The organism is Pseudomonas caspiana, from assembly GCF_040224095.2.
GTDB classification, from domain to species: Bacteria; Pseudomonadota; Gammaproteobacteria; order Pseudomonadales; family Pseudomonadaceae; genus Aquipseudomonas; species Aquipseudomonas caspiana.
This window is the reverse complement of sequence record NZ_CP167995.1, coordinates 1,642,626-1,668,562: the sequence shown is the minus strand read 5'-3', so window position 1 is coordinate 1,668,562 and position 25,937 is coordinate 1,642,626. Positions and strand designations below refer to the sequence as shown.

At 57.0% G+C, this 25,937-nt stretch carries 23 protein-coding genes; 10 read left to right on the top strand and 13 right to left on the bottom strand.

The window, feature by feature from the left end; translation table 11 throughout:
- Positions 1 to 171 precede the first annotated feature (171 nt).
- From argR to acs, 7 genes are all read right to left on the bottom strand, one after another.
- Positions 172 to 1,152, bottom strand: a complete 981-nt coding sequence (gene argR, locus ABRP31_RS07535) for a transcriptional regulator ArgR (RefSeq protein WP_087273887.1) — start codon at positions 1,150 to 1,152, stop codon at positions 172 to 174.
- A 163-nt stretch (positions 1,153 to 1,315) separates the two neighbouring features.
- Positions 1,316 to 2,080, bottom strand: coding sequence for an ATP-binding cassette domain-containing protein (locus ABRP31_RS07530; protein ID WP_349971861.1), 765 nt, complete (start codon positions 2,078 to 2,080; stop codon positions 1,316 to 1,318).
- Positions 2,081 to 2,102: 22 nt separating this feature from the next.
- Positions 2,103 to 3,215, bottom strand: coding sequence for a succinylglutamate desuccinylase/aspartoacylase family protein (locus tag ABRP31_RS07525; protein WP_349971810.1), 1,113 nt, complete (start codon positions 3,213 to 3,215; stop codon positions 2,103 to 2,105).
- Position 3,216: 1 nt separating this feature from the next.
- Entirely contained in the window at positions 3,217 to 3,915 is a 699-nt protein-coding gene (locus ABRP31_RS07520; RefSeq protein WP_349971809.1) for an ABC transporter permease, read from the bottom strand.
- Positions 3,912 to 4,601 (bottom strand): ABC transporter permease, encoded by a 690-nt coding sequence (locus tag ABRP31_RS07515; protein WP_087273880.1) that lies wholly within the window; start codon positions 4,599 to 4,601, stop codon positions 3,912 to 3,914. Before ABRP31_RS07515 ends, ABRP31_RS07520 begins: the two co-directional genes overlap by 4 nt.
- An 84-nt stretch (positions 4,602 to 4,685) precedes the next feature.
- The gene (locus ABRP31_RS07510) at positions 4,686 to 5,462 is read right to left on the bottom strand and encodes an ABC transporter substrate-binding protein (RefSeq protein ID WP_087273878.1); all 777 of its coding nucleotides are present in this window, start codon (positions 5,460 to 5,462) and stop codon (positions 4,686 to 4,688) included.
- Positions 5,463 to 6,103: 641 nt separating this feature from the next.
- The gene (gene acs, locus ABRP31_RS07505) at positions 6,104 to 8,059 is read right to left on the bottom strand and encodes an acetate--CoA ligase (protein ID WP_087273876.1); all 1,956 of its coding nucleotides are present in this window, start codon (positions 8,057 to 8,059) and stop codon (positions 6,104 to 6,106) included.
- A 385-nt stretch (positions 8,060 to 8,444) separates the two neighbouring features.
- On the opposite strand from acs, the gene ABRP31_RS07500 reads away from it, so the two are divergent.
- Positions 8,445 to 8,711: a DUF2790 domain-containing protein gene (locus ABRP31_RS07500; RefSeq protein WP_087273874.1), complete on the top strand. Its 267-nt coding sequence runs from the start codon at positions 8,445 to 8,447 to the stop codon at positions 8,709 to 8,711.
- Between the two features lie 104 nt (positions 8,712 to 8,815).
- Here ABRP31_RS07500 and ABRP31_RS07495 read toward each other — a convergent pair whose 3' ends face one another.
- Positions 8,816 to 10,393 carry a sigma-54-dependent transcriptional regulator gene (locus ABRP31_RS07495; protein WP_349971808.1) on the bottom strand — a complete coding sequence of 526 codons (1,578 nt, stop codon included), beginning with the start codon at positions 10,391 to 10,393 and terminating at the stop codon, positions 8,816 to 8,818.
- A 265-nt stretch (positions 10,394 to 10,658) separates the two neighbouring features.
- Here ABRP31_RS07495 and phhA point away from each other — a divergent pair, with 265 nt between their 5' ends.
- The 5 genes from phhA (at position 10,659) to ABRP31_RS07470 (ending at position 13,954) form a co-directional block, all read left to right on the top strand.
- Positions 10,659 to 11,462, top strand: a complete 804-nt coding sequence (gene phhA, locus ABRP31_RS07490) for a phenylalanine 4-monooxygenase (protein ID WP_349971807.1) — start codon at positions 10,659 to 10,661, stop codon at positions 11,460 to 11,462.
- 15 nt (positions 11,463 to 11,477) lie between these two features.
- Positions 11,478 to 11,834 (top strand): 4a-hydroxytetrahydrobiopterin dehydratase, encoded by a 357-nt coding sequence (locus ABRP31_RS07485; protein WP_087273868.1) that lies wholly within the window; start codon positions 11,478 to 11,480, stop codon positions 11,832 to 11,834.
- Between the two features lie 342 nt (positions 11,835 to 12,176).
- The gene (locus ABRP31_RS07480) at positions 12,177 to 12,317 is read left to right on the top strand and encodes a hypothetical protein (protein WP_167384395.1); all 141 of its coding nucleotides are present in this window, start codon (positions 12,177 to 12,179) and stop codon (positions 12,315 to 12,317) included.
- A gap of 78 nt (positions 12,318 to 12,395) precedes the next feature.
- Entirely contained in the window at positions 12,396 to 12,578 is a 183-nt protein-coding gene (locus tag ABRP31_RS07475; protein ID WP_087273866.1) for a hypothetical protein, read from the top strand.
- A 167-nt stretch (positions 12,579 to 12,745) separates the two neighbouring features.
- Positions 12,746 to 13,954 carry an MFS transporter gene (locus tag ABRP31_RS07470; protein WP_349971806.1) on the top strand — a complete coding sequence of 403 codons (1,209 nt, stop codon included), beginning with the start codon at positions 12,746 to 12,748 and terminating at the stop codon, positions 13,952 to 13,954.
- Here the strand turns inward: ABRP31_RS07470 and arfB are convergent, their stop codons facing one another.
- The 4 genes from arfB to ABRP31_RS07450 form a co-directional block, all read right to left on the bottom strand.
- Positions 13,955 to 14,368, bottom strand: a complete 414-nt coding sequence (gene arfB / locus ABRP31_RS07465) for an alternative ribosome rescue aminoacyl-tRNA hydrolase ArfB (RefSeq protein ID WP_027898123.1) — start codon at positions 14,366 to 14,368, stop codon at positions 13,955 to 13,957. It abuts the gene before it with no gap.
- Between the two features lie 91 nt (positions 14,369 to 14,459).
- Positions 14,460 to 15,251 carry an ABC transporter permease gene (locus tag ABRP31_RS07460; RefSeq protein WP_087273863.1) on the bottom strand — a complete coding sequence of 264 codons (792 nt, stop codon included), beginning with the start codon at positions 15,249 to 15,251 and terminating at the stop codon, positions 14,460 to 14,462.
- Positions 15,248 to 16,180 carry an ABC transporter ATP-binding protein gene (locus tag ABRP31_RS07455; RefSeq protein WP_349971805.1) on the bottom strand — a complete coding sequence of 311 codons (933 nt, stop codon included), beginning with the start codon at positions 16,178 to 16,180 and terminating at the stop codon, positions 15,248 to 15,250. Before ABRP31_RS07455 ends, ABRP31_RS07460 begins: the two co-directional genes overlap by 4 nt.
- 145 nt (positions 16,181 to 16,325) lie before the next feature.
- A complete protein-coding gene (locus ABRP31_RS07450; protein WP_349971804.1) occupies positions 16,326 to 16,949 on the bottom strand; it encodes a glutathione S-transferase in 624 nt (207 codons plus the stop codon).
- Between the two features lie 348 nt (positions 16,950 to 17,297).
- Here ABRP31_RS07450 and ABRP31_RS07445 point away from each other — a divergent pair, with 348 nt between their 5' ends.
- Both ABRP31_RS07445 and ABRP31_RS07440 read left to right on the top strand, forming a co-directional pair.
- Positions 17,298 to 19,745 (top strand): acyl-CoA dehydrogenase, encoded by a 2,448-nt coding sequence (locus ABRP31_RS07445; RefSeq protein ID WP_349971803.1) that lies wholly within the window; start codon positions 17,298 to 17,300, stop codon positions 19,743 to 19,745.
- Positions 19,746 to 19,843: 98 nt separating this feature from the next.
- Positions 19,844 to 20,254, top strand: a complete 411-nt coding sequence (locus ABRP31_RS07440; protein WP_095094636.1) for a PA2817 family protein — start codon at positions 19,844 to 19,846, stop codon at positions 20,252 to 20,254.
- Between the two features lie 14 nt (positions 20,255 to 20,268).
- On the opposite strand, the gene ABRP31_RS07435 is transcribed toward ABRP31_RS07440, so the two are convergent.
- On the bottom strand, positions 20,269 to 22,467 hold the full coding sequence (locus tag ABRP31_RS07435) for a ShET2/EspL2 family type III secretion system effector toxin (protein WP_372489426.1): 2,199 nt from the start codon (positions 22,465 to 22,467) through the stop codon (positions 20,269 to 20,271).
- Between the two features lie 42 nt (positions 22,468 to 22,509).
- Here ABRP31_RS07435 and ABRP31_RS07430 point away from each other — a divergent pair, with 42 nt between their 5' ends.
- Positions 22,510 to 23,274 carry a hypothetical protein gene (locus tag ABRP31_RS07430; protein ID WP_349971801.1) on the top strand — a complete coding sequence of 255 codons (765 nt, stop codon included), beginning with the start codon at positions 22,510 to 22,512 and terminating at the stop codon, positions 23,272 to 23,274.
- 185 nt (positions 23,275 to 23,459) lie between these two features.
- Positions 23,460 to 25,928, top strand: a complete 2,469-nt coding sequence (locus tag ABRP31_RS07425; protein WP_349971800.1) for a type III effector HrpK domain-containing protein — start codon at positions 23,460 to 23,462, stop codon at positions 25,926 to 25,928.
- Positions 25,929 to 25,937 lie beyond the last annotated feature (9 nt).

Genomic DNA, 25,937 nt, shown 5'->3' with positions numbered 1-25,937 from the left:
TGTAGGAGTGAGCTTGCTCGCGATAGCGTTTTGTGAGAATTCATATGGGTGACTAAAAGGACGCTATCGCGGCCTCGCGGTGCTCGTGCGCTCCTACAGGTCCACTGTTTGCCACGCGACAGCGCGGTGTCAGCGGCAAATGATCAGCTCAATCGCCAAAACCAGCAGGACTTACCCCCGCTCTGCAGGCACCGACGATAATTCAAACGGGCTGCTACTGCGGCGCTGGTTGCGGTCTTCACGGGGGGTGGCGCCGAAGAAGTTGCGATAGGCGCTGGAGAAGTGTGGCCCGGAGGAGAAGCCACAGGACAAGCCGATCTGAATAATCGATTTGCTGGTCTGCATCAGCATCTGCCGCGCCTTGTTGAGGCGCAGCTCCAGGTAATACTGGCTTGGCACGCGATTGAGGTATTGCTTGAAAATCCGCTCCAGTTGACGCCGCGAAACACAGACGTGCTGGGCGATTTCGTCAGTGGTCAGTGGTTCTTCGATATTGGCCTCCATCAACAGCACCGCCTGGGTCAGCTTGGGATGGCTGGAGCCGAGACGATTCTGCAACGGAATACGCTGACGCTCGCCGCCTTCACGAATGCGCTCAACCACCAGTTCTTCAGACACGGCCCCCGCCAGTTCAGCACCATGATCACGAGCCAGCACGGCCAGCAAGAGATCCAGCACCGACATACCGCCGCATGCCGTCAAGCGATCACGATCCCAGTCAAACAGATGGCTGGTGGCAATCACCTTGGGGAAACGCTCGGTGAAATCATCCTGCCAGCGCCAGTGCACGGCAGCCCGGTAACCATCCAGCAGTCCCAACTGAGCGAGTGGATAAACCCCCGCTGACAACCCGCCAATCACGCAACCGGAACGCACCAACTGCTTGAGCGCCGAGGCCAGCGTGGAGTTGACTGCCGCAGGCGGTTCATCAGCCAGCAAAAACAGCTTCTGACAACCTTCCAGCCGCCCCGCCCAAGGTTCGCCGGGCAACTGCCAAGCGCCCTCGGCAGGCGCTTCGGCTTGTAGAAACGACAGTTCGTAAAGCACTTCCGGGTGGACGCGCTGGGCGACACGCAAGGCTTCCTCAGCCAGCGCCAGAGTCAGGGCTTTGGTGCTGGGCCAGATAAGAAAACCAATTCGTTGAGCGGTCATGGCGTGCAATCCGAAACGTATCGCGGTAATTAAAACTGTGTACACAGCTTATGGGGCGGGCATCGCAACGCCCAGACTGAATCTCTAACAATCAGCTCATGCTGCTTGCCGCGCAGCATGAACTGTTACGCCTCGAAAGGCATTGTCAAAACGTAGCTTTTCGTTACTTCAAGCTACCTGACAGGAACTGCTGCAAACGTTCGGACTGCGGGTTGACCAGCACTTCACGGGGATCACCGCGCTCTTCGACCACGCCTTTGTGGAGAAAGATCAACTGATTGGACACTTCACGGGCAAAGCCCATTTCGTGCGTCACCACGACCATGGTCCGACCCTCCTGAGCAAGGGCCTGCATGACTTTGAGCACATCGCCCACCAGTTCAGGGTCCAGCGCGGAAGTTGGCTCATCGAACAGCATGACCTCCGGCTCCATCGCCAAGGCACGGGCAATGGCCACGCGCTGCTGTTCACCACCGGACATATGCCCCGGATAGGCGTCTTTACGATGAGCAACGCCTACTTTGGCCAAGTAATGCTCGGCTTTTTCCAGCGCTTCTTTTTTCGACACGCCCAGAACATGCACTGGCGCTTCAATGATGTTTTCCAGCGCGGTCATGTGCGCCCACAAGTTGAAATGCTGGAACACCATGGACAGGCGCGAACGCATGCGTTGCAGCTGTTTCGGGTCCGCAGCGCGCATGCTGCCGTCTTTGTTGGCGACCAGCTGAAGCTCTTCGTTATTGAGCAGAATCTTGCCCGCATGGGGCTGTTCAAGAAGATTGATGCAACGCAGGAAGGTACTTTTGCCCGAACCACTGGAGCCGATGATGCTGATCACATCGCCCGCTTTGGCGGTCAGGGAAACACCCTTGAGCACTTCATGGCTGCCGTAGCGTTTGTGCAGATCCTGGACTTCCAGTTTGTTCATGCTTTCAGTTCTCACAAATGGGTCAGTCATTGAGCAAGCGACCCTGACGTCGGGCAGTACGACCTGCCACCTTGGCCAGCCAGAAACCCGGCTGGGCGTAACGCAACCGCTCGATGGCAAACAACACCCCGGCGGTATTCGAGCAAACGGTGCTGACCCGGTCAGACAGCGGATCAATCACCTCAAACAGCGGATCCCCCACTTCGACCCAGGCTCCCGCTTCGCGCAGGAAACTCACAACACCCGGGTGCGGTGCAAACAACAACTCTGTGCCTTCGAACGGCATGCCTTCGCATTCTTCGTGGGCAGCCTGCGGCCAGTCACCACTGATGAAGCCTTGCTCGGCAAGGAATGCCAGGATGCCCTCGGCATGTGCTTCAGCCTGAGGTTTGCCGGTATCGGCCTGGCCGCCCAACTCAATGGTGGTTGCCAGACACGCCAGAGGGATCTGCGCGTCAGGGAAAATCCGTGACAGACGCAACCACGGCAATGAGCAGGCTTCGTCGAAAGAGCTGCCGCCGGAGTCTTCTGCCAACAAGGCCACTTGCACATTCAAATGCGCCGTCAGCGAGCGCCATTGCGGCCAGTGCTGCGGCAAGGCGTACAGGTGCAATGCAGCGTCAGCATCGCAATGCAGGTCGAGCACCACATCGGCAACGCACGCGTGACTCAGCAGAATCCGCTGCATGCCGCGCAGCTCACTCTCTGCTGGAGGCAGATTTGCCAGCACCGTGGTCATCGCCTTGCGGATCAACTGCACATTGCTGTGCGGATCATCGCCCAACTGCCCCTCAAGCAACTCGGCCACCGGCTCGCTCAGTTCGGAGAAATCGCGATTGAAGTTTTTGCCACTGCCGAACTCGAAGCGCCCTTGATGCGCGCCTTGCAGCAATTGGCCCAAACCAATCGGGTTAGCGACCGGAACCAGTTCGATAACACCCTTGAGTGCGCCCTGCTCCTCCAGCTCAGCCAAACGTTTCTTCAGCTCCCAGGCGGTGCGCATCCCCGGCAACTCATCAGCGTGGAGGCTGGCCTGGATGTAGGCTTTGCGCTCGCCGCTGCCGAAGCGAAACACGCTCAGTTGGCGCTCGGTGCCGAGGGTACTCCACGGCAATACATGATCGGTTCTTTGCATGTCAGGCCTTCCGGGGTGCGAGGTAGCCCAGCCAGCGGCGTTCAGCCAGCTTGAACAGGCGCACCAGGATGAATGTCAGGCACAGGTAGAACACGCCTGCGGTGATAAACGCCTCGAAGGGCAAAAAGCTTTCGGAGTTGACCGCGCGGGCCGCACCGGTGATGTCGACCAGGGTCACGCTGGAGGCGAGACTGGTAGTCTGCAACATCATGATCACTTCGTTGCTGTACTGCGGCAACGCCCGACGCAAGGCCGAGGGCAGCAGGATACGACGATACATTTTGGTCCTGGACATGCCCATGGCACGCGCCGCTTCAATCTCGCCCGCAGGCGTAGCCTTGAGGCTGCCAGCAATGATTTCGGCGGTGTAAGCGCTGGTATTGATCGCAAACGCCAGGCAGGCGCAAAAGGTCGCACTGGATAGCCACGGCCACATGAAGCTCTCGCGCACAACGGCAAATTGCGCGAGCCCGTAGTAGATCAGATAGAGCTGCACGAGCATCGGCGTGCCACGGATCACATAGGTATAGAGCCAGGCAGGCAGGTTCACCCAAGGCTTTTTCGACACCCGCATCAGGCCCAATGGCAACGCCGCCAACAGGCCGAACGCCAGGGCGATGCCGAGCAACTCAAGGGTAGTCAACAGGCCGGAGAAATACAGCGGCAGACTGTCCCAGATGACGTTGTAATCAAAAATCACAGGTCAGCCGCCCTTACTCCAACGGAGTAACGCTTTTCAATAAGACGCAGGGCCAACAGCGAGACGCTGGTAATCAGCAGATAAATCGCGGCCACTGCGAGGAAGAACGTGAAAGGCTGACTGGTAGCGTCGCCTGCCTGCTTGGCCAGAAACATCATGTCCTGCAGACCGACCAGCGAAATCAGCGCAGTCGCCTTGGTCAGTACCAGCCAGTTGTTGGTGAAGCCAGGGATCGCCAGGCGAACCATCTGCGGCACCAGAATTCTGAAAAACACTTTGGAATGGCTCATCCCGTAAGCAAGGCCTGCTTCGGCCTGCCCTTTTGGAATGGCCATGAATGCCCCGCGAAAGGTTTCCGACAGATACGCACCGAAGATGAAACCCAAGGTACCAATACCGGCAGCCAACGGGCTCAGGTCGATGTAATCATCATGACCGAGCATTGGCGCAATGGTGTTCAGCGCACCCTGACCGCCATAGAAAATCAGCAGAATCAGGACCAGATCGGGAATCCCGCGAATCACGGTGGAATACACATCACCCAGCCAGGCCAGCCAGCGCACCGGCGACAAACGCAACGACACACCAATCAGGCCCAGGACGATTGCCAGTGCCATCGACGACAGGGCCAGTTGCAGCGTCAGCCCTGCGCCCTCGAGGATGACAGCCCCGTAGCCATTCAACATGTTATGCGGTCCTCATGGGTGTAAAAAATGGCGCTAGCCGCGAACCCTATAACGGCTTCTGGCTGCGCCATTCAGACGACAGGTTTACTTGCCGTAAACGTCGAAATCGAAGTACTTGTCCTGAATTTTCTTGTATTCGCCGTTAGCGCGAATTGCAGCGATGGCGGCGTTGATACGATCAACGTTGGCCTTGTCGCCTTTGCGAACAGCGATACCGATGCCGTCACCGAAATAGGTCGGATCGGTGAACGCCGGACCGGCAAAAGCATAGCCCTTGCCCGAATCGGTTTTCAGGAAACCATCCTGCAACAGGGTCGCGTCCGCAACGGTGCCGTCCAGACGACCCGCCTTGATGTCCAGGTAGATTTCGTTCTGCGAGCTGTAGGACTTGATCTCGGCGCCCTTCGGCTCAAATACTTTTTTGGCGAAAGTATCGTGGATCGTTCCACGTTGCACGCCGATCTTCTTGCCTTTGAGTTCATCCAGGCTGTCGCTGATGGTCGTGCCTTCCTTCATGACCAGACGCGCCTGAGTGCTGTAGTAGCGATCAGTGAAGTCGACAGACTTCTTGCGGTCTTCGGTGATGGACATGGAAGACAGGATTGCGTCGATCTTGCGTACTTTCAGCGCAGGGATCAGGCCATCGAACTCTTGCTCGACCCACGTGCACTTGACCTTCATCTCAGCACACAGCGCGTTGCCGATATCGTAGTCGAAACCAACGATGCTGCCGTCCGGCGCCTTGGAAGCAAACGGAGGGTACGCCGCTTCGATACCGATTTTCAGAGGCTTTTCGTCTGCGAACACTGGCTGCGCCAGAACGGTCAGCGCCATCGCGCCAAGCAGCATGAGCTTTTTCATTGTCAGGACTCCGTCGGTAAAACACGACAAATGGCAGCGTGAGCGAAAGCCCAGGATGCGAAGAGGACTATTGGAGGTAGACGCCTGGCGGCTGGGACCGGTATCCGGACCTGCAAGCCTGCGGCGAGTGAGCGGCATTTTAACGGGACACACGAAGTCGATATTTCTTCAATGCGACAACTAGTTACAGATGCGCTGAAAATCGCGACATTCACATTGACAACCAAAACCGGTTATGCCAAGGCATCGAAAAGAACAACCAGTGATTACAGCAAAATGCGCGCCCATTATTGGCAAAGCCTTGTAATACGGCAAGGGTGGCATTGCCGCATGTTTAACTGCCAGGCATTTGTGTAGTGAGTTCCTACAGAAATGAGGCGCAATGCCTCATAAGCGAGAGTGGCGTTACCGGAGCAGTGGGATGGGTAACAGATCGATATATATCCTGGTTGGATGAAGCTGAGATTTCGTGGAGCCTGAGGTTTTTGTGCTGCCCTTATCGCGAGCAAGCTCGGCTCTCACATGAAATCGCACTCTCACGTGGGAGCCGAGCTTGCTCGCGATATGAGCGCTGCGGTTTTGATTTGGTAAAAAAGCCCCACCCGGCTCACACCGGATGGGGCTCTTTCAAGCGCTGACTATCAAGCCACGCTCATGGTCTTGTGCGTGTCGATCAAATGCTGCACAACGCTTGGATCTGCGAGGGTCGAAATATCACCCAGCGAATCGTATTCACCGGTGGCGATCTTGCGCAGGATGCGGCGCATGATTTTCCCGGAGCGGGTCTTGGGCAGACCCGGCGCCCACTGGATGACGTCCGGTGAAGCAATCGGGCCGATCTCTTTACGGACCCAGTTACGCAGCTCGATCCGCAGCGCCTCGTCCGGGACTTCGCCACCATTGAGCGTCACATAGACGTAGATGCCCTGCCCTTTCAAATCATGCGGCACACCGACCACTGCGGCTTCGGCGACTTTCGGGTGAGCGACCATCGCGCTTTCGATTTCAGCCGTGCCCATGCGGTGGCCGGAAACGTTAAGCACGTCATCCACGCGACCGGTGATCCAGTAGTAACCATCTTCGTCACGACGCGCACCGTCACCCGTGAAGTACATGCCGCGGAAGGTCTTGAAGTAGGTGTCGACGAACCGGTCGTGATCGCCGTACAGCGAGCGCGATTGCCCAGGCCATGAATCGAGGATCACCAGGTTACCTTCGGCAGCCCCCTCGATCAGGTTGCCAAGGTTATCCACCAAGGCCGGGATCACGCCGAAGAACGGACGCGTTGCCGAGCCCGGCTTGAGGGCAGTGGCACCCGGCAGCGGGCTGATCAGGATGCCGCCCGTCTCGGTCTGCCACCAGGTATCAACAATCGGGCAGTTTTTATTACCGATAGTGTTGTAGTACCAGTTCCAGGCTTCCGGGTTGATCGGCTCGCCCACCGAACCCAGCAGGCGCAGGCTTGAGCCGTCAGCGCCTTCAACCGACTTGGTGCCTTCGGCCATCATTGCGCGAATCGCAGTCGGTGCTGTGTAGAGGATGTTGACCTTGTGTTTGTCGATGATCTTCGACAGGCGAGTGATGTCCGGATAGTTCGGTACGCCTTCGAACAACAGCGTGGTCGCGCCGTTGGCCAGCGGGCCGTAGACGATATAGCTGTGGCCTGTCACCCAGCCGACGTCGGCGGTGCACCAGTAGATTTCACCCGGCTTGTAGTCGAACACACGCTCGTGGGTCAGCGCGGCATACAGCAGATAACCGCCTGTGGTGTGCAGCACGCCTTTCGGCTTGCCGGTCGAGCCAGAGGTGTAAAGAATGAACAGCGACTCTTCAGCACCCATTTCTTTCGGTGCGCAGGTCTCGGAAGCCACTTCCAGCAGCGAGTGGTACCAGATGTCGCGGTGACGGTTCCATTCGATGTCGCCACCGGTGCGTTTGCAGACGATGACTTTCTGTACGCTGGCGGTTTCCGGGTTGGTCAGTGCCCGGTCAACGTTGGCTTTCATGGCAGTTTTTTTGCCGCCGCGCAGACCTTCGTCAGCGGTGATCACCACTTTGGATTTGCAGTCGATGATGCGGCCAGCCAGCGCTTCGGGAGAGAAACCGCCGAACACCACCGAGTGAATCGCACCGATGCGGGCACAGGCCAGCATGGCGACCACGGCCTCGGGGATCATCGGCATATAGATAGTCACCACGTCGCCACGGTGTACATCCTGACCGCGCAAGGCGTTGGCGAACTTGCAGACTTCGGCATGCAGCTCGCGGTAAGTAATATTGCGGCTTTCGGAAGGATCGTCACCTTCCCAGATGATTGCGAGGGTGTCGCCGCGCTCTTCAAGATGGCGATCCAGGCAGTTATAGGCAACGTTCAAAGTGCCATCGGCAAACCATTTGATATCGACACGGTGGTCATCGAAAGAGGTCTGCTTGACCGAGGTAAAAGGTTTGATCCAGTCCAGACGCTGAGCTTGTTCACGCCAGAAGCCATCGGGATTGACCACCGACTGCTGGTACATGGCCTTGTAGGTCGCCTCATCGGTCAGCGTGCTCGCTGCGACTTCTGGGCGGACGGGGTACAGGGAAGCTGCACTCATCTTGGTTACCTCGGTGGATAGTTGTTGTTTTATGCCCCTGTTGTATCCGCCTGTCGGCGCCGGGACCATTCGACGATGGTCTTACCGTTTACCGGTCGCGAGCCGTAGAGGCGATTGAAAATGCACCCATCTTCAAGCCTGCACACGGTCAAAAGGCTCTGGCCCGGACCGCTCAGGGATTGTTGCCAATTCGCTCAACAGTGTTTATCAAAACTGTTTCTATATGAAGTTAGGTGACGAGCATAGAATCGACTTCGCCCAACAAGGCACATGATTAATAACTGACAGCCCCCCACGGCGAGTTAATTATCCTCTGATACAAGCTTCACACATCGCTCTAAAAGGGCGATGTGCCCCCTTTCGAACTCAAGAAGGTAAAGCAGAAATGAAAGTTTCACTGTTGGTTCTGGCACTCTGTGGTTTCAGCACATTTGCAATGGCTGAAGAATCCGGAGCAAAAGTTGCTGCCCAACAAGCTCGCGTCGAGCAATACACCTACGGCAGCCACCCTGACATCGCCAAAGTCATCTCCATCACCGCCATTCCTGATGTCTGCAAGGTAGTGCCAATGCGCATGACCTATGAAGACTCCAAAGGCCAGCAGCATGTGATGGGCTATCAGGTCATGGGTAACGGCTGCAGTAATAGTTGAGTGACATCCGTCAGGCAATTATGGGTAGGAGGCAACTTGTTGGCGAGACGGCGTATCAGGTAAACATTTGCTGATATGCCAATATCTCGCGAACAAGTTCGCTCCTACCGACATTTATCATCCGGTTTGCTGGAACTGCTTAACCCATAGTCCCGCAACTTGTTAGCCACCGTTGTATGGGAAACACCCAAGCGCTTTCCAAGTTGCCGACTGCTGGGATACTCAGAATAAAGGCGCTGCAATACCGCCTTTTCAAAACGTCCGACTATCTCTTCCAACCCACCTTCGATGGAAAACTCTGCCAATGGATCGCGCACCCCGTAATCCGGCAAGCGAATGTGTTCGGCTTTTACCGTCCCGCCCTCGCACAACGAAACAGCCTGGAACAGCACATTTTCCAACTGCCGAACGTTGCCGGGCCATTGGTAATGACTCAGACGCTCCAGAGCGGCAGTTGCAATGTTGGGTAATGGGCAACCGATCTGACGGCTGGCCTGATCCAGAAAATGCTCCACCAGCGGCCCGAGACCATCCAGGCATTCACGCAACGGCGGGATGTGCAGGGTCAGGACGTTGAGGCGATGGTAGAGGTCCTCGCGAAACTCACCTTTCGCGCAAAGCTCAGACAAATCATTCTGGGTTGAACACATGACTCGCACATCGAGAAAAACATCCTCGTCACTGCCAACGCGTCGGAAGCACCCGTCCTGCAGAAACCGCAGCAGCCGGGCCTGCATGCGCAAACTGAGTTCACCCACACTGTCGAGAAACAGCGTGCCGCCAGCTGTCAGCTCCAACAGACCCAGCTTGCCCTCAGCTCGCGCCCCGTCGAACGCGCCGGGGCCATAACCGAACAACTCGGTCTCGGCCATGGCATCAGACAGACCCGAGCAGTTCATCGCCATCAACGGCGACTGCCCACGCGGGCTGGCGAGGTGGCAGGCTCGGGCCAGCAGTTCCTTGCCGGTGCCCGTCTCACCTTCAATCAATAAGGGTGCATCCAGCGGCGCCATGCGTCGGGCTTCACGCACCACCGCGACCATGACTCGGGAGCTTTGGAAAATACTGTCGAAACCGCGCAGTTCTTCCTTGCGCACTTGATAGATCTGCTCACCGACCCGATCAGCACGATGCAGGGTCAATACCGCCCCGGCCATTGCTTCACTGTCGTCATGGAGGGACTGCAAGGGCGCGATGTCCGCAAGAAACGCATCACCACGAATGGTCACTCGCAGGCCATTGATCCGAGACTTGTTACTGCGGATCAGTTCGGGCACATCGAGGTCTTGTGCATAACGTGACAACGCAATACCCGGCACTTCATCCACGCGCACGCCCAGTAACTGAGCGGCGGCCCTGTTAGCCGCAACAATCGAGCCGCCCATGTCGATGGATAACACCGGAAACTCCAGCGCGCCAAGCAATGCGTCCAACTCCATATGCCGCCGCTCACTGGGCATTAGCCCCACACGCTTGACGCCAAATACGCCGGCAATGGCTTCGAAGCGCGGGCGCAAAGACTGGAATTGCAGATTGATCAGGTTCGGGCAGTGCAGATAGATCGCGTCGCCGTGCTCCCCGCCCACCTCGCCCCTGGCGACGTTGACGCCATAAGACGCCAGCAGTTCGAGAATATCGCGAGTCATACCGATGCGGTTCTGGCAGTGCACTTTGATGCGCATGGCGGATGAATCCTGTGGCTGTTGTTATTTTTGTGATGAGCCGAAGTTTCGCGTCAAGAATTCGTGACAGCGCTGAAGCTAAAAACCCCCGGCTGACGACAAGATAATCAGGGTTTCTGCCATCTCGTAAAGATTTCTTTACGAGATGGCAGCTTTATCCACCTACTCGAAGCGAAGCGCTGGCATTCAGAAAGCCTGAAACGCGCTATTCATGACTCTGGGCGTTCGCAACAAACCCAATAAAAAGAACCCCAAGGAGAGCTGCATGAGCCATACGAAATACGTGGCACGCGAACCCGACGCCCATGGGGTCATCGACTACCCCGACGCCGAGCATGAGGTCTGGAACACCTTGATCACTCGCCAGATGAAGGTGATTGAGGGACGCGCCTGTCAGGAATACCTGGACGGCATCGAGCAACTGTCCCTACCCCATGAGCGCATCCCGCAACTGGCGGACATCAACCGCGTTCTGGGCACGGCCACCGGCTGGCAAGTGGCACGAGTTCCGGCACTGATCCCGTTCCAGACTTTTTTCGAGCTGCTGGCAAACAAGCAGTTTCCCGTGGCGACGTTTATTCGCAGCCAGGAAGAACTGGACTACCTGCAAGAGCCGGACATCTTTCACGAAATCTTCGGTCACTGCCCGCTGCTGACCAACCCCTGGTTTGCCGAATTCACTCACACCTATGGCAAGCTCGGCCTCAGCGCCAGCAAAGAACAGCGCGTCTACCTGGCCCGCCTCTACTGGATGACCATTGAATTCGGGCTGGTTGATACGCCGCAAGGGCGCAAAATCTATGGCGGAGGGATTCTCTCCTCGCCTAAAGAAGCGGTCTACAGCCTCTCGACGGCGCCGGAGCATCAAGCGTTCAGTCCAGTGGAGGCGATGCGCACGCCTTACCGGATCGATATTCTGCAACCCTTGTATTTTGTGTTGCCCGACTTGAAGCGGCTGTTCGATCTCGCTCAGGAAGACATCATGGGTATGGTCGAGCAAGCCATGCAGCTAGGGCTGCATGCACCGAAATTCCCACCTAAAAATCCATCCGCTACCCAAGCGGCCTGAACAGGAAACCTATTTATGACCCAACTATCCCAAGCCAGCTGCGAGGCCTGCAGCGCCAACGCTCCGCAGGTCAGCGAGGCCGAACTGCCAGAGTTGTTGATGCAGATTCCGGACTGGAACATCGAGGTCCGCGACGGCGTGATGCAGCTGGAAAAAATCTACCTGTTCAAAAATTTCAAATTCGCCCTGGCGTTTACCAATGCGGTGGGTGAAATAGCCGAAGCAGAGGGGCATCACCCAGGCCTGCTGACCGAATGGGGCAAAGTGACCGTGACTTGGTGGAGCCACTCGATCAAAGGCCTGCACCGCAACGACTTCATCATGGCGGCGCGTACTGATGAGGTGGCGAAAAGCGCTGAGGGGCGTAAATAAAATTTCTCAGGCTGACATCAATACCTGTGGGAACTGGGCTGGGTCTGGGCGGCATTCCGACGATAAACAATAACGCGGTATGTCGTCTGCCTGCATCTCATGCATCGCGGGCAAGCTCTGCTCCCACAAGATTGCATTGCAAATCAAGTCGGCGAGTTGATGACCTGTCGGCCTGAAATACTCGCCATGACGCAGGACAATAAAATCCGGTTTTTGTTTCCGCACATGACCAACGGTCGAGATAAAAGTCTGTTTGTCATTATCTCTGCTGTATCCTGCCCAAGCTTTTTAGAAGCACTGGTTCTGCCCAGCAACTAAAAAACTTGTGCAAGGAGCATTGAAATGCATGAAATTCCTAACTTTCCCCCTGGCCAGAAAGAGCCTGAGCAATCGACACTGGCTCAGCTGGAACTCGGTCAACCGGTCGACATGAAAGCCGGTCTACAGGCCGAACAAGGCCAGCAAGCCTCCAGCGAAGACTGAGGGTGATTTTTCAGACGTATCGGAAACCAGCCTTGCTGTGTTTTCATACGTCTGATTGCCGATGACCACAGGCTGCACATGAAAGACTTCAACGAAGCACAAGCCAATACCCTGATCGGCACTGCCGAACTGATGATCAAAATCTGGGCACAGTTGAGCCCGGAAAAGAAGCAGGCCCTGCTCGACCGTTTCGGTAATCAGGAAAACGCTCTCGCCGCGCTGGTAACGACCCAACTGGTTGCACCTGAACAGCCTAAGTAAGCCTCTGCCCCCTCTTGACCGCATACCCTCGCGGTAAATTTTTTTAACCAGGCCTCCAGTCCAGCGTCCGTTCGCCGCTATCATTGAGCACTTGGTTAGCTTGCTAAGGTTCGACTCGACCTGCAGCCCCGTTTGATTCCCCCGCCGTTACAGTGGACCGCTTACCCATGCCTGATACACCACGCAGTGATTCGCAACGCCCAATGGCAGTCACTCTGCAAGTCGTCTCCATCGTCATGTTCACCTTCATCGGTTACCTGAACGTCGGTATCCCGCTGGCGGTATTGCCGGGGTACGTTCACACCGACCTGGGTTTTGGCGCGGTGACTGCGGGGCTGGTGATCAGCGTGCAATACCTGGCAACCCTGCTCAGCCGCCCGTATGCCGGACGCATCATTGATAATCTCGGGCCCAAGAAAGCGGTGCTGTTTGGCCTGGCCGGTTGCGGATTGAGTGGTGTGTTCATGCTGCTGTCGAGCTGGCTGCAGGCGTGGCCCGTGATCAGCCTGGTCAGCCTGTTCTTCGGTCGACTGGTGCTGGGCAGTGCAGAGAGTCTGGTGGGTTCCGGGTCGATAGGCTGGGGCATTGGCCGCGTTGGCTCGCAGAACACCGCCAAAGTGATTTCCTGGAATGGCATCGCCAGTTACGGCGCGCTGGCCATCGGCGCACCGCTGGGGGTAATGCTGGTCAGCACGCTTGGGCTATGGAGCATGGGCGTGAGCATAATCCTGCTCGCCCTGCTCGGGTTGAAACTGGCCTGGAATAAAGAAGCCGTGCCGATCGTCCATGGCGAGCGCATGCCGTTCATTCATGTGCTCGGTAAAGTCTTCCCGCATGGCATGGGCCTGGCGCTGGGTTCTATCGGTTTCGGCACCATCGCAACGTTCATTACCCTTTATTACAACAGCCATAACTGGCCAAACGCAGTGTTGTGCCTGAGCCTGTTCGGTGCGTCGTTCATCGGGGCGCGGCTGTTGTTCGGCAACATGATCAACCGGATTGGCGGTTTCAAAGTGGCGATCGGCTGCCTGAGCGTCGAAAGTCTCGGCTTGCTGTTGCTGTGGATGGCGCCGTCCCCAGAGCTGGCCTTGGCTGGCGCGGCGTTGACCGGTTTTGGTTTCTCGCTGGTGTTCCCGGCACTGGGCGTCGAAGCGGTGAATCTGGTGCCTGCCTCCAGCCGCGGTGCAGCAGTGGGCGCTTACTCGCTATTCATCGACTTGTCGCTGGGGATCACCGGTCCGGTGGCCGGTGCGGTTGCGGCAGGCTTCGGCTTTGCCTCGATCTTCCTGTTTGCGGCCCTCGCCTCGCTCAGCGGTTTGGCGCTGAGCGTCTGGCTGTACAAGCAGGCCAAAGCGGCGCGCCTACAGAACGCCTGATCAGAAGTCGACTTTGCCGCGACCTGCCTTGATCGAACCGCGCTTGGTCTTGGACTCAAGGCGGCGGGTCTTTGAGCCCAACGTCGGCTTGGTCGGGCGACGCTTCTTCTCGACCTTGGCAGCGTTGACGATCAGCTCGGTCAAACGCTCCAGCGCGTCAGCACGGTTCTGTTCCTGAGTGCGATACTGCTGCGCCTTGAGCACGAGCACGCCTTCACTGGTGATCCGGCTGTCACGCAACGCCAGCAACCGCTCCTTGTAAAAAGGCGGCAGCGATGAAGCGTTGATGTCGAAACGCAGGTGCACCGCACTGGAAACCTTATTGACGTTCTGCCCACCCGCACCCTGGGCACGGATGGCAGTCAATTCGATTTCTGCATCGGGGAGATGCACGTTATTGGAGATTACCAGCATGGTGTTTTCACATTACCTTGGAACAGTGCATACCCTGTGGGAGCAGAACTTGGTCTGCTCCCACAAAAAAAATGCTTCAATCCCGAGTCTATTAAGAGCGCATCCCGCGCCCACTCACCAGCAACCGCGCACAACCGACATACAGCACGATGGTCGCAATCACCATGAATGCCAGGGCAATACTGATACGGATATCAGAAACCCCCAGAATGCCGTAACGGAAGGCGTTGACCATGTGCAGAACCGGGTTGGCCAGCGACACGGTTTGCCAGAACGGTGGCAGCAAGCTGATGGAATAGAACACACCGCCCAGGTACGTCAGCGGAGTCAGTACGAAGGTCGGGATGATCGAGATATCGTCGAAGTTACGTGCAAATACTGCGTTGATAAAGCCCAGCAGCGAGAAGATCGTTGCAGTCAGCAACACCACCACAATGGTCACGCCCAAGTGGTGAACCTGCAGATCAGTGAAGAACATCGACAAGATCGTCACGATAACGCCCACCGCCAGACCACGCAGCACACCGCCCAGCACGTAGCCGATCAATATGGTGTGAGGCGAGACCGGCGAAACCATCAGTTCTTCCACCGAACGCTGGAACTTGGCACCAAAGAAACTCGATACCACGTTGCCGTACGAGTTGGTGATCACCGACATCATGATCAGACCCGGCACGATGTATTGCATGTAGGTGAAGCCGCCCATGTCGCCGATCTGCCGACCGATCAGGTTACCGAAGATCACGAAATACAGGACCATGGTAATCGCTGGCGGCAGCAAGGTTTGCGGCCAGATGCGCATGAACCTGCGCACCTCGCGATAGACAATGGTATTCAAGGCAATAAGGTTGGGGCGTAGCTCGGAACTCGTTTCGTGGCTCATACCGCTACCTTCGCCAGATTTTTTTCCACCAGAGACACGAACAACTCCTCAAGGCGATTGGTTTTGTTGCGCAGGCTCAGCACTTCGATATTCTGCGCGGCCAATTGGCTGAACAGCGCGGTGATGCCAACGGTCTTGTCGACCTGGACTTCCAGGGTATGGCTGTCAATCAGCGTATTTGGATAGCCTGTCAACTGCGGCGCAACCTTGTGTTCATGCTTGAGGTCCAGCAAAAAGGTTTCCACCGTCATCTTGTTGAGCAGTTGCTTCATGCCCGTGTTTTCCACGATCACACCGTGGTCGATGATGCCGATGTTACGGCACAGCTGCTCGGCCTCTTCCAGGTAGTGCGTGGTCAGAATGATGGTAGTGCCCTGCTCGTTCAGCTCAGTGAGGAATGACCACATGGAGCGACGCAGCTCGATATCAACACCTGCAGTCGGCTCGTCGAGGATCAGCAGACGAGGCTGATGGATCAACGCGCGGGCGATCATCAGACGTCGCTTCATACCACCGGACAATGATCGTGAAGGCACATCGCGCTTGTCCCACAATCCCAACTGGGTCAGGTACTGCTCGGCGCGTTCTTTGGCGATCTTCGGTGGGATGCCGTAGTAACCCGCCTGGGTCACGACGATGTCGAAGGCCTTTTCGAACTGATTGAAATTGAATTCCTGAGGCACCACGCCAATGCAGCGCTTGAGCGCCGCGGGCTCGCGGTCCAGGTCATGGCCAAAGATATTCACCGTGCCACTGGTCTTGTTGACCAGGGTCGAGATGATGCCGATGGTGGTGGATTTGCCCGCGCCGTTAGGGCCAAGCAAGGCAAAAAAATCACCTTCAGCGACGTCCAGATCGATACCACTCAGGGCCTGGAAACCGTTGCCGTAGGTTTTGGTTAGCTGCCGGATGGATAGAGCAGAACTCATATCGAAAAAATTACCAGTGAAGAAATAGAGAATAGAGATGAGGGCTGACACACCTGATTACAACTCTGGCCAGCACCGCAATGGTGCTTGGCCGAGCCGCTCAAGTACAGCGTGATCTATTGATAGTGCCTATCAACGGCACGCATCAAGTCAGCGCGGTCATGACCGCTGCCTGATACGCCGGCCGTGCTTTCAACCGTGCGTACCAGCTTTCGAGGTGTGGCATGGCGGGTCGTTCAATCGGCATTTCGAACCAGGCGTAAATAAAGCTGCCCAGCGGGATGTCGCCCATGCCGAACTCAGCTCCGGACAAGTAAGGCTGTTTCTGTAGCGCCTCATCGACAACGATCAACAGCCCCTGCAAGGTTTTGATCGCACCGTTGATCTGCACCCAATCCTGCTGCTCGGCCGGGGTGCGCAGTACGCCCCAGAACACATCGCGAAACGGACCGGCAAAAGTCGACGTGGTCCAGTCCATCCATTTGTCCGCAGCTGCACGTTGCTGCACATCGGTGGGGTACAACGCTGAGCCAGATGCATGACGGGCCGCGAGGTAGCGCACGATGGCGTTGGATTCCCAGAGCACGAAGTCGCCATCTTCGATCATCGGGATTCGGCCGTTTGGGTTCTTTGCCCGATATTCAGCGCCATCCACCAGCCCGAACGCCCCGCCCGCGTCGAGCGCTTCGTATTGCAGGCCCAGCTCTTCGGCGATCCAGAGTGCCTTGCGCACATTGGAAGAGTTTTTCCGGCCCCAGATTTTAAGCATTGGTTTCTCCTTGAAGATGGGCGACAGGATAGGCCATTTGCAGTCAAACGCGGCCTTCATGTGGAACATTCTATGTCGGCCTGCAAGGGTAATGGTCGCGCGCGCTTCTGTGGGAGCAGAGCTTGCTCGCGATGACGACTACGCGGTTTACTTTGGATTGCGTCCAGCCTTATCGCGAGCAAGCGCTGCTGCGACAGATCCCACGACCAATAGTGGCCAGATCACGCAGTGAAACTCCCTCCCCCCGCCAGGGTCACTATCCATGCACTCGCTCGGGTCGTTTCTTGACGAAACATGCCCAGGCTCTTGATAGTGGCTGCTCGCTGCTGTCATCACGGAGGATTACTTATGCTGTTGTTGTGGATTGTGGTTCTGATCGTCGGCATCGCCTGGCTGGCGCACCGTCGCGTTGCGCCTATGCCTGCGCTGGGCGTGGTTGCTGTTTATCTGCTGGCGATGGGCGTCATCAGCCATGCGCCAACCTGGTTGATGGTGGTCTTCTGGATCCTGCTGCTGGCCGTGGCATTGCCGCTAGCGCTGCCGGACCTGCGTCGCAAACATTTCACCGCGCCGATGTTCACCTGGTTCAAGAAAGTGTTGCCGCCCATGTCAGAAACCGAGCGCGATGCCATCGACGCCGGGACAGTCTGGTGGGATGGCGAACTGTTCAGTGGCCGTCCTGATTGGGACTTGCTGCTCAGCTATCCGAAAGTCCAACTGACCGAAGAAGAACAAGCCTTCCTCGACGGCCCGACCGAAGAGCTGTGCGCGATGGTCACCGACTGGGAAATCGGTCAGGCCATGGACCTGCCGCCGCGTGCCTGGGAACACATCAAACAGCACGGTTTCTTTGCCCTGATCATTCCCAAAGAGTTCGGCGGTAAAGGCTTCTCGGCCTACGCCCACTCACAAGTAGCGATGAAACTGGCTACCCGTAGCGGCGACCTCGCTTCGACGGTCATGGTCCCCAACTCCCTCGGCCCTGCCGAATTGTTGCTGCATTACGGCACCGACGAACAACGCAATCACTACCTGCCGCGTCTGGCTCGCGGCGATGACATTCCGTGTTTCGCCCTGACCGGTCCGCTGGCGGGTTCCGACGCAGGCGCGATGCCGGACACCGGCATCATTTGCAAAGGTCAGTGGCAGGGCGAAGAAGTGATAGGCCTGCGCCTGAACTGGGAAAAGCGCTACATCACCCTCGGCCCTGTCGCCACCCTTCTAGGGCTGGCGTTCAAGGCTTATGACCCGGAGCATTTGCTGGGTGAAGAAGTCGATCTGGGCATTAGCCTGGCTCTGATTCCGACAGATACACCGGGTGTGGAAATTGGCCGCCGCCACTTGCCACTAGGCGCGGCATTCATGAACGGCCCCAACTCCGGCAAAGACGTATTCATCCCGCTGGAGTACCTGATCGGTGGTCAGGAAATGCTCGGCAAAGGCTGGATGATGCTGATGAACTGCCTGTCGGTAGGTCGCTCCATCTCCCTGCCTGCCGTCGGCACCGGCGCTGCCAAATTCACCAGTCTGGTCACCGGCCAGTACGCTCAGGTTCGTGAGCAGTTCAACGTTCCCCTGTCCGCCTTCGAAGGTATTCAGGAGTCGCTGGCACGGATCGGCGGCAACGCATGGCTGATGGACAGCGCCCGCATGCTCACTGCGAACGCGGTGGATCTTGGTGAAAAACCTTCAGTGCTGTCGGCGATTCTCAAATATCACCTGACCGAACGGGGCCGCGAGTGCATCACCCACGCCATGGATGTGCATGGCGGTAAAGGCATCATCATGGGCCCAAACAATTACTTGGGCCGCAACTGGCAAGGTGCGCCGATCTTCATCACGGTTGAGGGCGCAAACATCCTGTCGCGCAACCTGATGATCTTCGGTCAGGGTGCGATCCGTTGCCATCCATTCGTGCTCAAGGAAATGGCGCTGGCCGGTCGCTCCGATCACGATCAGGCACTACTCGAGTTCGATAGCCTGCTGCTCAAGCACATCGGTTTTGCGGTGAGTAACGTTGCCAGCACATTCATTCTCAATCTGGGCTTCGGTCACTTCGAAAAAGCTCCGGGCGACAGCCTGAGTCAAGGGTACTACCGGGCGCTGAATCGCCAGGCCGCAGCTTTTGCAACCCTCGCCGACCTGAGCATGATGTTGCTGGGCGGCGAGTTGAAACGTCGCGAGCGTCTCTCGGCGCGACTGGGCGATGTACTGAGCCACCTGTATCTGGCCTCGGCAGCCCTCAAGCGCTACCACGACCTGAACTACCCCGAGCATCTGCAACCGGTGTTCCGCTGGGCGATGGAAGAAGCGCTCGGCGAATCCGAACGTGCGTTGGATGAACTGCTGAGCAACTTCCCGAATCGGGTATTGGGCGTTCTGTTGCGGGTTGTGGTGTTCCCGTTCGGACGTCGCCACAAAGGCCCGTCCGACAAACTGGATGCGCAGGTTGCAGCAGTACTCGGCCGCGCCAAGGGCGATCCAACCCTGGAAGAGTTACTGGCCGGCTGCTACCGCCCGCAATCGCCCGACGATGCCGTTGGCGCGTTGCAACATGCCAGCGACTTACTGAGCGCCGCGCAGCCGCTGCACAAGAAACTGCACGTCGCCTTCAAGGGCGGTCAGTTCAAACCGGTTGCAGGTGAGCATGTGATCGACGCGGCGCTCAATGCCAGTGTGCTGCAACCGGCAGAGGCCGAAACGCTTCGAGCGGCCGAAGCGGCACGACGCAAGGTCATCGATGTGGATGACTTCGACAAGGAAGAACTGACCCTGAGCGAAGGCAAGACTCGCTAAAAAGCTGTGTATTGAAGGAACTGGTCGGTCCAACCCCACAGCAGGCGCGCAGAGCTTTATACTCTCGCGCCTGTTTTTTTGTCTTTGAGGATTGCCCCATGGCCGACGCCAATCTCGACCACCAACTGAACCTGCTGGCACACCTGCGCAGCATCCTGGTCGCACTGGGCGAGGCCGAGCAGGTTCCCGAAGAAAGCCATGCCCTGTTCATGGAGCGCTTCGACGAACTGCTGACCCTGCTGCCGCAAGACCCTATCGAAAGCCAGTATCTGGGCCAGGACATCCTGTGCCAGGTGATCCAGCGCTACCCGCAAATCGCCCATCTGGTGCCTCGCGACCTGCTCTGGTTCTTCGCCGGGGACTGCCTGCACTTCATGCCTGACGAAGAAATCGAGCTGTATCAGTCGCTCGAAGAGCGTCGCTACGAAGCCGAACAGAACGACGAACCGTTTGACTGGAACATGGAAAAGCAACTACTGGCGATGCCGTCTCAGGGCAGCAAGCACTGATCCAAGCCGCGCACTCAGCCGAGCTGACGCCTGAACCGGTCTGACTGGTACTGGGCGTATTGCTGACTGCCGCTGCGTTGCGTCAGTACAGGCGTGCCTCGCCGTTGCTGACGGTCTAGCAACTGGAAGTAAAGCGCCTCGTGATCGGGTTTGAAAATGCTGGAACTGCGCAGCCTTTCCAGCGTGCTGTGCCCGGGACTTGCGGGTCCCTTGATCAGATCGATAGCGTCCATTGGCGGGAGTCCGTCGAGTATTTTATTGAACGCGGCGGTCACCTGCGGATCGCCAGCAAGGACAACCCGAGAGGCTGCAAGCGCATCTTCCTGCTCCGGTGCAAGCACCTTGCGTAAAGACGCCGGGCTGAGGTTCAGTGCTGCAATACCTTCGAAGTAGCCTGCCAGCATGGTTTTGCTGGCCGCGAAGGATGTCGCGGTCCAGCCAGTACTTGGGGGCGCGCAAATATCCGGGATGATATTGGGCTGATCCTGCTCAGGGTTTCCGAGCAGTTTGACCACTTCACGCGAGCGCAAGCCACTGCTTGCTAGCGCATTGAGGTAGGCATTGATGCAGGCAGAGTCTTCATACGCAGCCGCACGCTGCATGCAAGTGTCACCGTCGGAGTCCTTGCCTTGCAGCAGCCGGTATCTTTCCTGCGTATCGAGCAAGTCGCATTGACTGACGCGCTCGATGAAGACCGAGATCATGTCGGGATGGCTGAAAGATGCCGCATCCGCCATTGAGGTCTGGCCACTTGCGGTGGTAGCACCAAGCAGTCTCGCCAGCCTTCCTTTACCAAGCTCCAGGGTTTCCAGTCGATCAAACAGAAGATGGAAGTCGCCTGCTTTTTGATGCTCCAAAGCAACGGCCAGATTATTGTCGTTAGGGTCGCCACGGATAACATCGAACAAATCGGCGTCGTTCAGACGCACAGTGTCTAACAACGCAAGGTAGTCAGCGACGAAGCCAGGGTTCTGGGACGGCAGATGCAGGCAATATCCTAAAGGTTTGCGATTTTTTTCAATGCTGGGCGCAAGCAATTTTTTGGCAGTTGAGCTGGGCACCTTCAGCTTCGCAACGCCGGTTACAAATACCCGCAAACGCAGGCGCTGGTTTTCATGGTTCAAGCCTTTCGGATCGACACCCTGCGCGATATCTCTGAGCCTGCTTGCAGGCGCGCTTAGATAAGGAGCGGCCTTGCTACCGACCAGCCCCTTGCGCTTCATGTAGTCGCACAGCCCCAGAAACGCTCGCAGGGAACTGACTCCCCAAACCGTCTTGAGCAGTGATTTGTCAACTTCCATGGGCAATCTGGAACCCTTACGGAAGTACTTCATGTCGTCTGCAGGATGCCCCACATCCTTGCTGACGGCTTGAATGAACGGATAACGGCCTTTTTCAAAGTAACCACTGTTGTCGGGGAAGGCTTTATCAAAAGTGATATCCGAGACGCTTTGATCCGGATAACGCTCCAGACGGCGGTGGACATTAGTATCGTTGGGGTCGTAAAAAGCCAGGGTAATGCGATCCCCTTTGTTTTGAATGTGTATCGGCAAATCATGGTTATAGGTGCGCAGCATGATTCGCGCTTCAGGAAGTTGTTGGTCGACCACCTGACTAAACATGTCGTCCAGCCAGCGTCCAAATTTGTCGGGAATCAGGAGTGGATTGTTATGCCCGGTAATCAGCTCCAGTTGGTCCGTTCCGGCGTCAGCGCGGGAATGAGGGTTACTGGGGTGATCATAGAACGCCTGCAGGTGTGCCTTGGATTTGGCCGCCCGGTCCAGGAAGTCCTTACCACCGCCCATGTCGGCAGGCTCGTCACCAAACAGGTAGTTGAAAGCGAGATGACGGCACTCCGCCAATGGCTGGGTGACTTCCATATTCAAATCAACAATGGGGCCACGTTTACTGGAGAGATAGATCTCATCCTTGCCCGACTTGATCGGGTCTGGCCTGTTGCGAGGCTGAGGCCTTGATTCGCTGGCCTTCGGACGACGCGTCCTTGAGGAGGTGGCCTCAGGGTGACGTGTATGACTATTACTCTCAGGGCGCGGCCTTACGGCGGGAAGAAGGGGTAGTCTAAAAAAGTTATTTGAAGGCATGGGGATGAAATCCTCTGAAAGGCATTTTCCCTCTGTGGTGATTCCAGCCTGCCCGGTTCCTTGCCCAGGGATGCACTGCTTCAGCTTCGTAGGCGGGAACCGGATGAGCATGCAAACCACTCAGGTAGATACCGTTCTCCTGAGCACACCCTCATGATCAATATTTCTCATCCGTCACTGACATCAGTCGCCCTGAAAGCCGGTAAACCTGACAAGCCTTCGGTGTCAGCCAATCTTCACGTGGCCGATAACATTTCCATGGGCGCGAAGATGCACTTTCCCGGCCCATGGCTGGATAAAAAACGGGCATCGCTTAGCCCTTCGCAACAAAAGATGTTCGACGTGGCCCTAAAGGTTTTGAACGGCGAAGAACGCCCAAAGTCCGTCCGCGCCTCTGAAACCGGTCGCGAGATAGAGCTGGACCGGCCAGCTCATGGGGCAACCACGCTCAGTATCGGGTTGGAAAAACCCATGTCCGAGGTTCTGGACTTTCTCGGCATGAGTGACGGCAAGGGCAGGGCTCTGCTGACTTTAGGCACAAAGATGGCAAATGCTGTGTCCCCTCCCCCTCAGCAGCCGGAAAGCCCCGTAAAGTTCACGCACCAGGACTTCCTGTCGAGCGGGAACCTAGCCGCTACGATTCTAGGAAATCGGCTCGGCAAGACGCCTGTTAATGGTCGACAACACGCTGGCGTTGGTGGCAGCACAGATCAGTCACAACATGCTTCTGGCACAGTGCGGCCGCTGCCACCTCGTGCGTCCGGTGAAGATGCCAATGCCAATATCCGTCAGGACCTGGATACCAAGCGTGCGCGAGCTGAAGCGCTACAACTTTCTGCAACCAAAGGGACTGGCGCGAGCCGTGAAAAGCTTTCGACAGAGCAGCCCAAAACCAGCTCGACTCAAAAGCTCGAATAACTCCCGGGAGTTCAAATGCTTGTGAGATACCTGCTGCTGCATAAGGGTCTGGATTTCGCTTGAGGTCACATTCTTTGGCCCAAAAAGCCTTGTGGAATACGGCTTAAAGATTGCGCTCTGTGGAACCGTTTCAACTGCTCCGCCACACAGTGGTATCAACGGTTGTCACAAAGAAGGCAATGAACATGAATATGCGCGTCCTCCCTGATATGTCCAGCCAGCTCCCTCTCAACGGTCAGGAGGGAACGCATTCAAACGACGTTCCAGGCCAGGGAGTCAAAAGCGCCACAGTGCCGATGAAAAACTACGTGCCCGGTGGTGGTGGCGGCATATCCTTCGGTCAAGGCAACACCACACAGGCACCCCGCCAGCCAACCGCTCAGTTCGCAGCTGGCAAGACTCAAGACGCGCCCTCGGCCCTCATCTCGTTATTCAAGGAAGTACTGGAACGTCTCAGTACAACAGGCGGCGATCAGACCGAGGAAACCGCATTCGGCAAACCTGTCCAGCCGCAAAGCTCAGGTGCGCAGCGCACCGGTAGACCAGACGGCGCCGAAAGAACCTCTGGTGTGACAGCGCCGAAGGTCACTCATGCCGCCGGGGACGCAGATCCCACGGCCATAAAGGGCCAGGATGCGGCGTTTCTGGATAACTCCAAATACTCCAAACCAGAAGATCTGGAGAAATTCGCACCGATGGTGGCCAACTTGCCGCCCGCGCAGCGTGAACAGGCTGCGAAAGAACTCAACCGCCCTATCGCGGCAGCGAAGATGGCAGCCGCAGGCGGGGAAGACGCAAAAATAGCCAAAGACTTCATTGAGGCCAATCCGGTGCTTAAAACCGCAGCGGATGTGGGCAAGCACGGCGGCAAGGCTGACGGAAAAACCACAGATGGCGATTACAAGTCGCTGGCGAAAAATCTCGAGAAAGCCCGGGACGCTGGAGCCAAATCCGTCAATGAGTACATGAAAGCCAATCCCGAGGCTGATCCGCAGTCACTGCAAATGGTGACCAACGCGGCGTTGCTGCGGGCCAACGAGCCTATTACCAAATGTGCTGATCCGAAGAAAGCGCCAGGAGGTGAAGAGAAAGTCGGCAAGTACACCACGGTCAAAGATCTCAACGCTCTGTCTTCAGGCAATCCCGGCTTGTCCAGCCTGCTGACAACCGCAGCGAAAACGTTTGCCCAGCCGGGCTTCTCTGACTTGCTCGATCAGGGCGGACTGGAAGGCAAGGCTCTGGCAAAGAAAAGCGCCGACGGCGATATCAGTACCCGAAACATAGAAGACTGGATCAAGAAGCAGGCCCCCACAAACGGCGGCGAATTTGCGGCCATGATGAGCAGCGCTGCTACGCTCAACGCCACGGCGGGCGTTGACATCAGCGCATTGAACGAAGACGTGTTTGCCAACCCTGACAAATACAGCGGCGACCAGAAAGCGGCAGTCATGGTCAAGCTGCAGAAAACGCTGGAGAGCGTGGAAGCCGGACACAGTCTGCGCAAAACCGAGAAGACCGAAACGGCTTTGAGAGAAAAAATCGCACAGCTGCAAGGCGATAAAGATGTGCAGGCCTTTCTCGATAAATCGATTCCGGAACAGCAGAGGAAATTGATCAGTAACGACCCTGCCCTGAAACAAGCGGTCAATGAGCGCTACCAGAGCCTGACTTCGGGCAACTCGCTGGAAACCGATATGCGGGGCGATATCGATGCGGTGACCAAAGACAAAGACGGCAAGCCGGTCAAGGATCCAGCATCCCCTGACTACAGTGCTTCGGTCGGCAACCTGAGCGCCGAGTTGCAAATGCAGAAAGATCTGCGTGGCGCTAACGCGGAGGTTCCCACCGCCAGTGACGTGGTTGCCGGTCGTCCGGATTTGAGTGCCGAACTGCAACGCTCTTACAAAGAGAATTTTGCCCAGGGCGGCAAAATGAACGAGCAAATGAAATCGAAAGACGCCAAGCCTGAAAAAGTATTGGCCGACGTCGATGGACAAAAAGCCGCCTACGACGCCGTGCTACCGCCGGAAATTACCGCCGCCAGCCAGGACGCCTATACCGAGGCCACGCTGGCTGCCTTGAAGACCACCAAGGCTGGCGTCGAAATGATTACCAACTTCAAGGACGCCACTGCCGGGCTGGGCAATAAAGATCCACAGAGCATCAGCGCTCAGGACTTGAAAGCCGAAGCCGAAAAACGTGCGAAGACTGCACTTGACGGTAAGGGTCTGGCTGGTGGTGCGATGGGCGCGGCAGGTGGTGTGTACGCGATGACGTCCGTTTCCGGATTACTGGCTCAGGGTAAGGATGCCGAAGCCGGTAAGGCAATCTACGACAGTATCCGTGGCGCGGGCACTGCTGCGCGGGTTGGTTATGACCTGGCAACCAAATCCAGCACTGCCGGTGGCGAGATCGCCGGTAAAGTCGCGGGCCGTGCCGTTGGCGCGATTGCTGGCCGTGTTGCAGGCATGGCGGCTGCCAGCGCTGTCGCGAGCGCTGTGCCAGTCGTTGGCTGGATCGCCGATGCGGCCATGGCGATTGGCTTCGGCATCAAAGCCATTATTGATGCCGTGCATAAAAAACAGGACCAGAAAGCTTTCGACCACAATGTCGATCCAACGCTGGATCAGTTCGGTATTCCCAAGGCGCATTAAAACATTTCC

What these genes read in the sequence shown, in the direction of transcription:
- ABRP31_RS07500 (WP_087273874.1), top strand. Translation starts at nt 8,445, where the DNA reads ATGAAAGTTTCACTGTTGGTTCTGGCACTCTGTGGTTTCAGCACATTT.
- arfB (WP_027898123.1), bottom strand. Translation starts at nt 14,368, where the DNA reads ATGCTGGTAATCTCCAATAACGTGCATCTCCCCGATGCAGAAATCGAA.
- ABRP31_RS07445 (WP_349971803.1), top strand. Translation starts at nt 17,298, where the DNA reads ATGCTGTTGTTGTGGATTGTGGTTCTGATCGTCGGCATCGCCTGGCTG.
- ABRP31_RS07425 (WP_349971800.1), top strand. Translation starts at nt 23,460, where the DNA reads ATGAATATGCGCGTCCTCCCTGATATGTCCAGCCAGCTCCCTCTCAAC.
- argR (WP_087273887.1), bottom strand. Translation starts at nt 1,152, where the DNA reads ATGACCGCTCAACGAATTGGTTTTCTTATCTGGCCCAGCACCAAAGCC.
- ABRP31_RS07525 (WP_349971810.1), bottom strand. Translation starts at nt 3,215, where the DNA reads ATGCAAAGAACCGATCATGTATTGCCGTGGAGTACCCTCGGCACCGAG.
- ABRP31_RS07510 (WP_087273878.1), bottom strand. Translation starts at nt 5,462, where the DNA reads ATGAAAAAGCTCATGCTGCTTGGCGCGATGGCGCTGACCGTTCTGGCG.
- ABRP31_RS07435 (WP_372489426.1), bottom strand. Translation starts at nt 22,467, where the DNA reads ATGCTCATCCGGTTCCCGCCTACGAAGCTGAAGCAGTGCATCCCTGGG.
- acs (WP_087273876.1), bottom strand. Translation starts at nt 8,059, where the DNA reads ATGAGTGCAGCTTCCCTGTACCCCGTCCGCCCAGAAGTCGCAGCGAGC.
- ABRP31_RS07455 (WP_349971805.1), bottom strand. Translation starts at nt 16,180, where the DNA reads ATGAGTTCTGCTCTATCCATCCGGCAGCTAACCAAAACCTACGGCAAC.
- ABRP31_RS07485 (WP_087273868.1), top strand. Translation starts at nt 11,478, where the DNA reads ATGACCCAACTATCCCAAGCCAGCTGCGAGGCCTGCAGCGCCAACGCT.
- ABRP31_RS07450 (WP_349971804.1), bottom strand. Translation starts at nt 16,949, where the DNA reads ATGCTTAAAATCTGGGGCCGGAAAAACTCTTCCAATGTGCGCAAGGCA.
- ABRP31_RS07530 (WP_349971861.1), bottom strand. Translation starts at nt 2,080, where the DNA reads ATGAACAAACTGGAAGTCCAGGATCTGCACAAACGCTACGGCAGCCAT.
- ABRP31_RS07480 (WP_167384395.1), top strand. Translation starts at nt 12,177, where the DNA reads ATGCATGAAATTCCTAACTTTCCCCCTGGCCAGAAAGAGCCTGAGCAA.
- ABRP31_RS07460 (WP_087273863.1), bottom strand. Translation starts at nt 15,251, where the DNA reads ATGAGCCACGAAACGAGTTCCGAGCTACGCCCCAACCTTATTGCCTTG.
- ABRP31_RS07515 (WP_087273880.1), bottom strand. Translation starts at nt 4,601, where the DNA reads ATGTTGAATGGCTACGGGGCTGTCATCCTCGAGGGCGCAGGGCTGACG.
- phhA (WP_349971807.1), top strand. Translation starts at nt 10,659, where the DNA reads ATGAGCCATACGAAATACGTGGCACGCGAACCCGACGCCCATGGGGTC.
- ABRP31_RS07440 (WP_095094636.1), top strand. Translation starts at nt 19,844, where the DNA reads ATGGCCGACGCCAATCTCGACCACCAACTGAACCTGCTGGCACACCTG.
- ABRP31_RS07430 (WP_349971801.1), top strand. Translation starts at nt 22,510, where the DNA reads ATGATCAATATTTCTCATCCGTCACTGACATCAGTCGCCCTGAAAGCC.
- ABRP31_RS07475 (WP_087273866.1), top strand. Translation starts at nt 12,396, where the DNA reads ATGAAAGACTTCAACGAAGCACAAGCCAATACCCTGATCGGCACTGCC.
- ABRP31_RS07495 (WP_349971808.1), bottom strand. Translation starts at nt 10,393, where the DNA reads ATGCGCATCAAAGTGCACTGCCAGAACCGCATCGGTATGACTCGCGAT.
- ABRP31_RS07470 (WP_349971806.1), top strand. Translation starts at nt 12,746, where the DNA reads ATGCCTGATACACCACGCAGTGATTCGCAACGCCCAATGGCAGTCACT.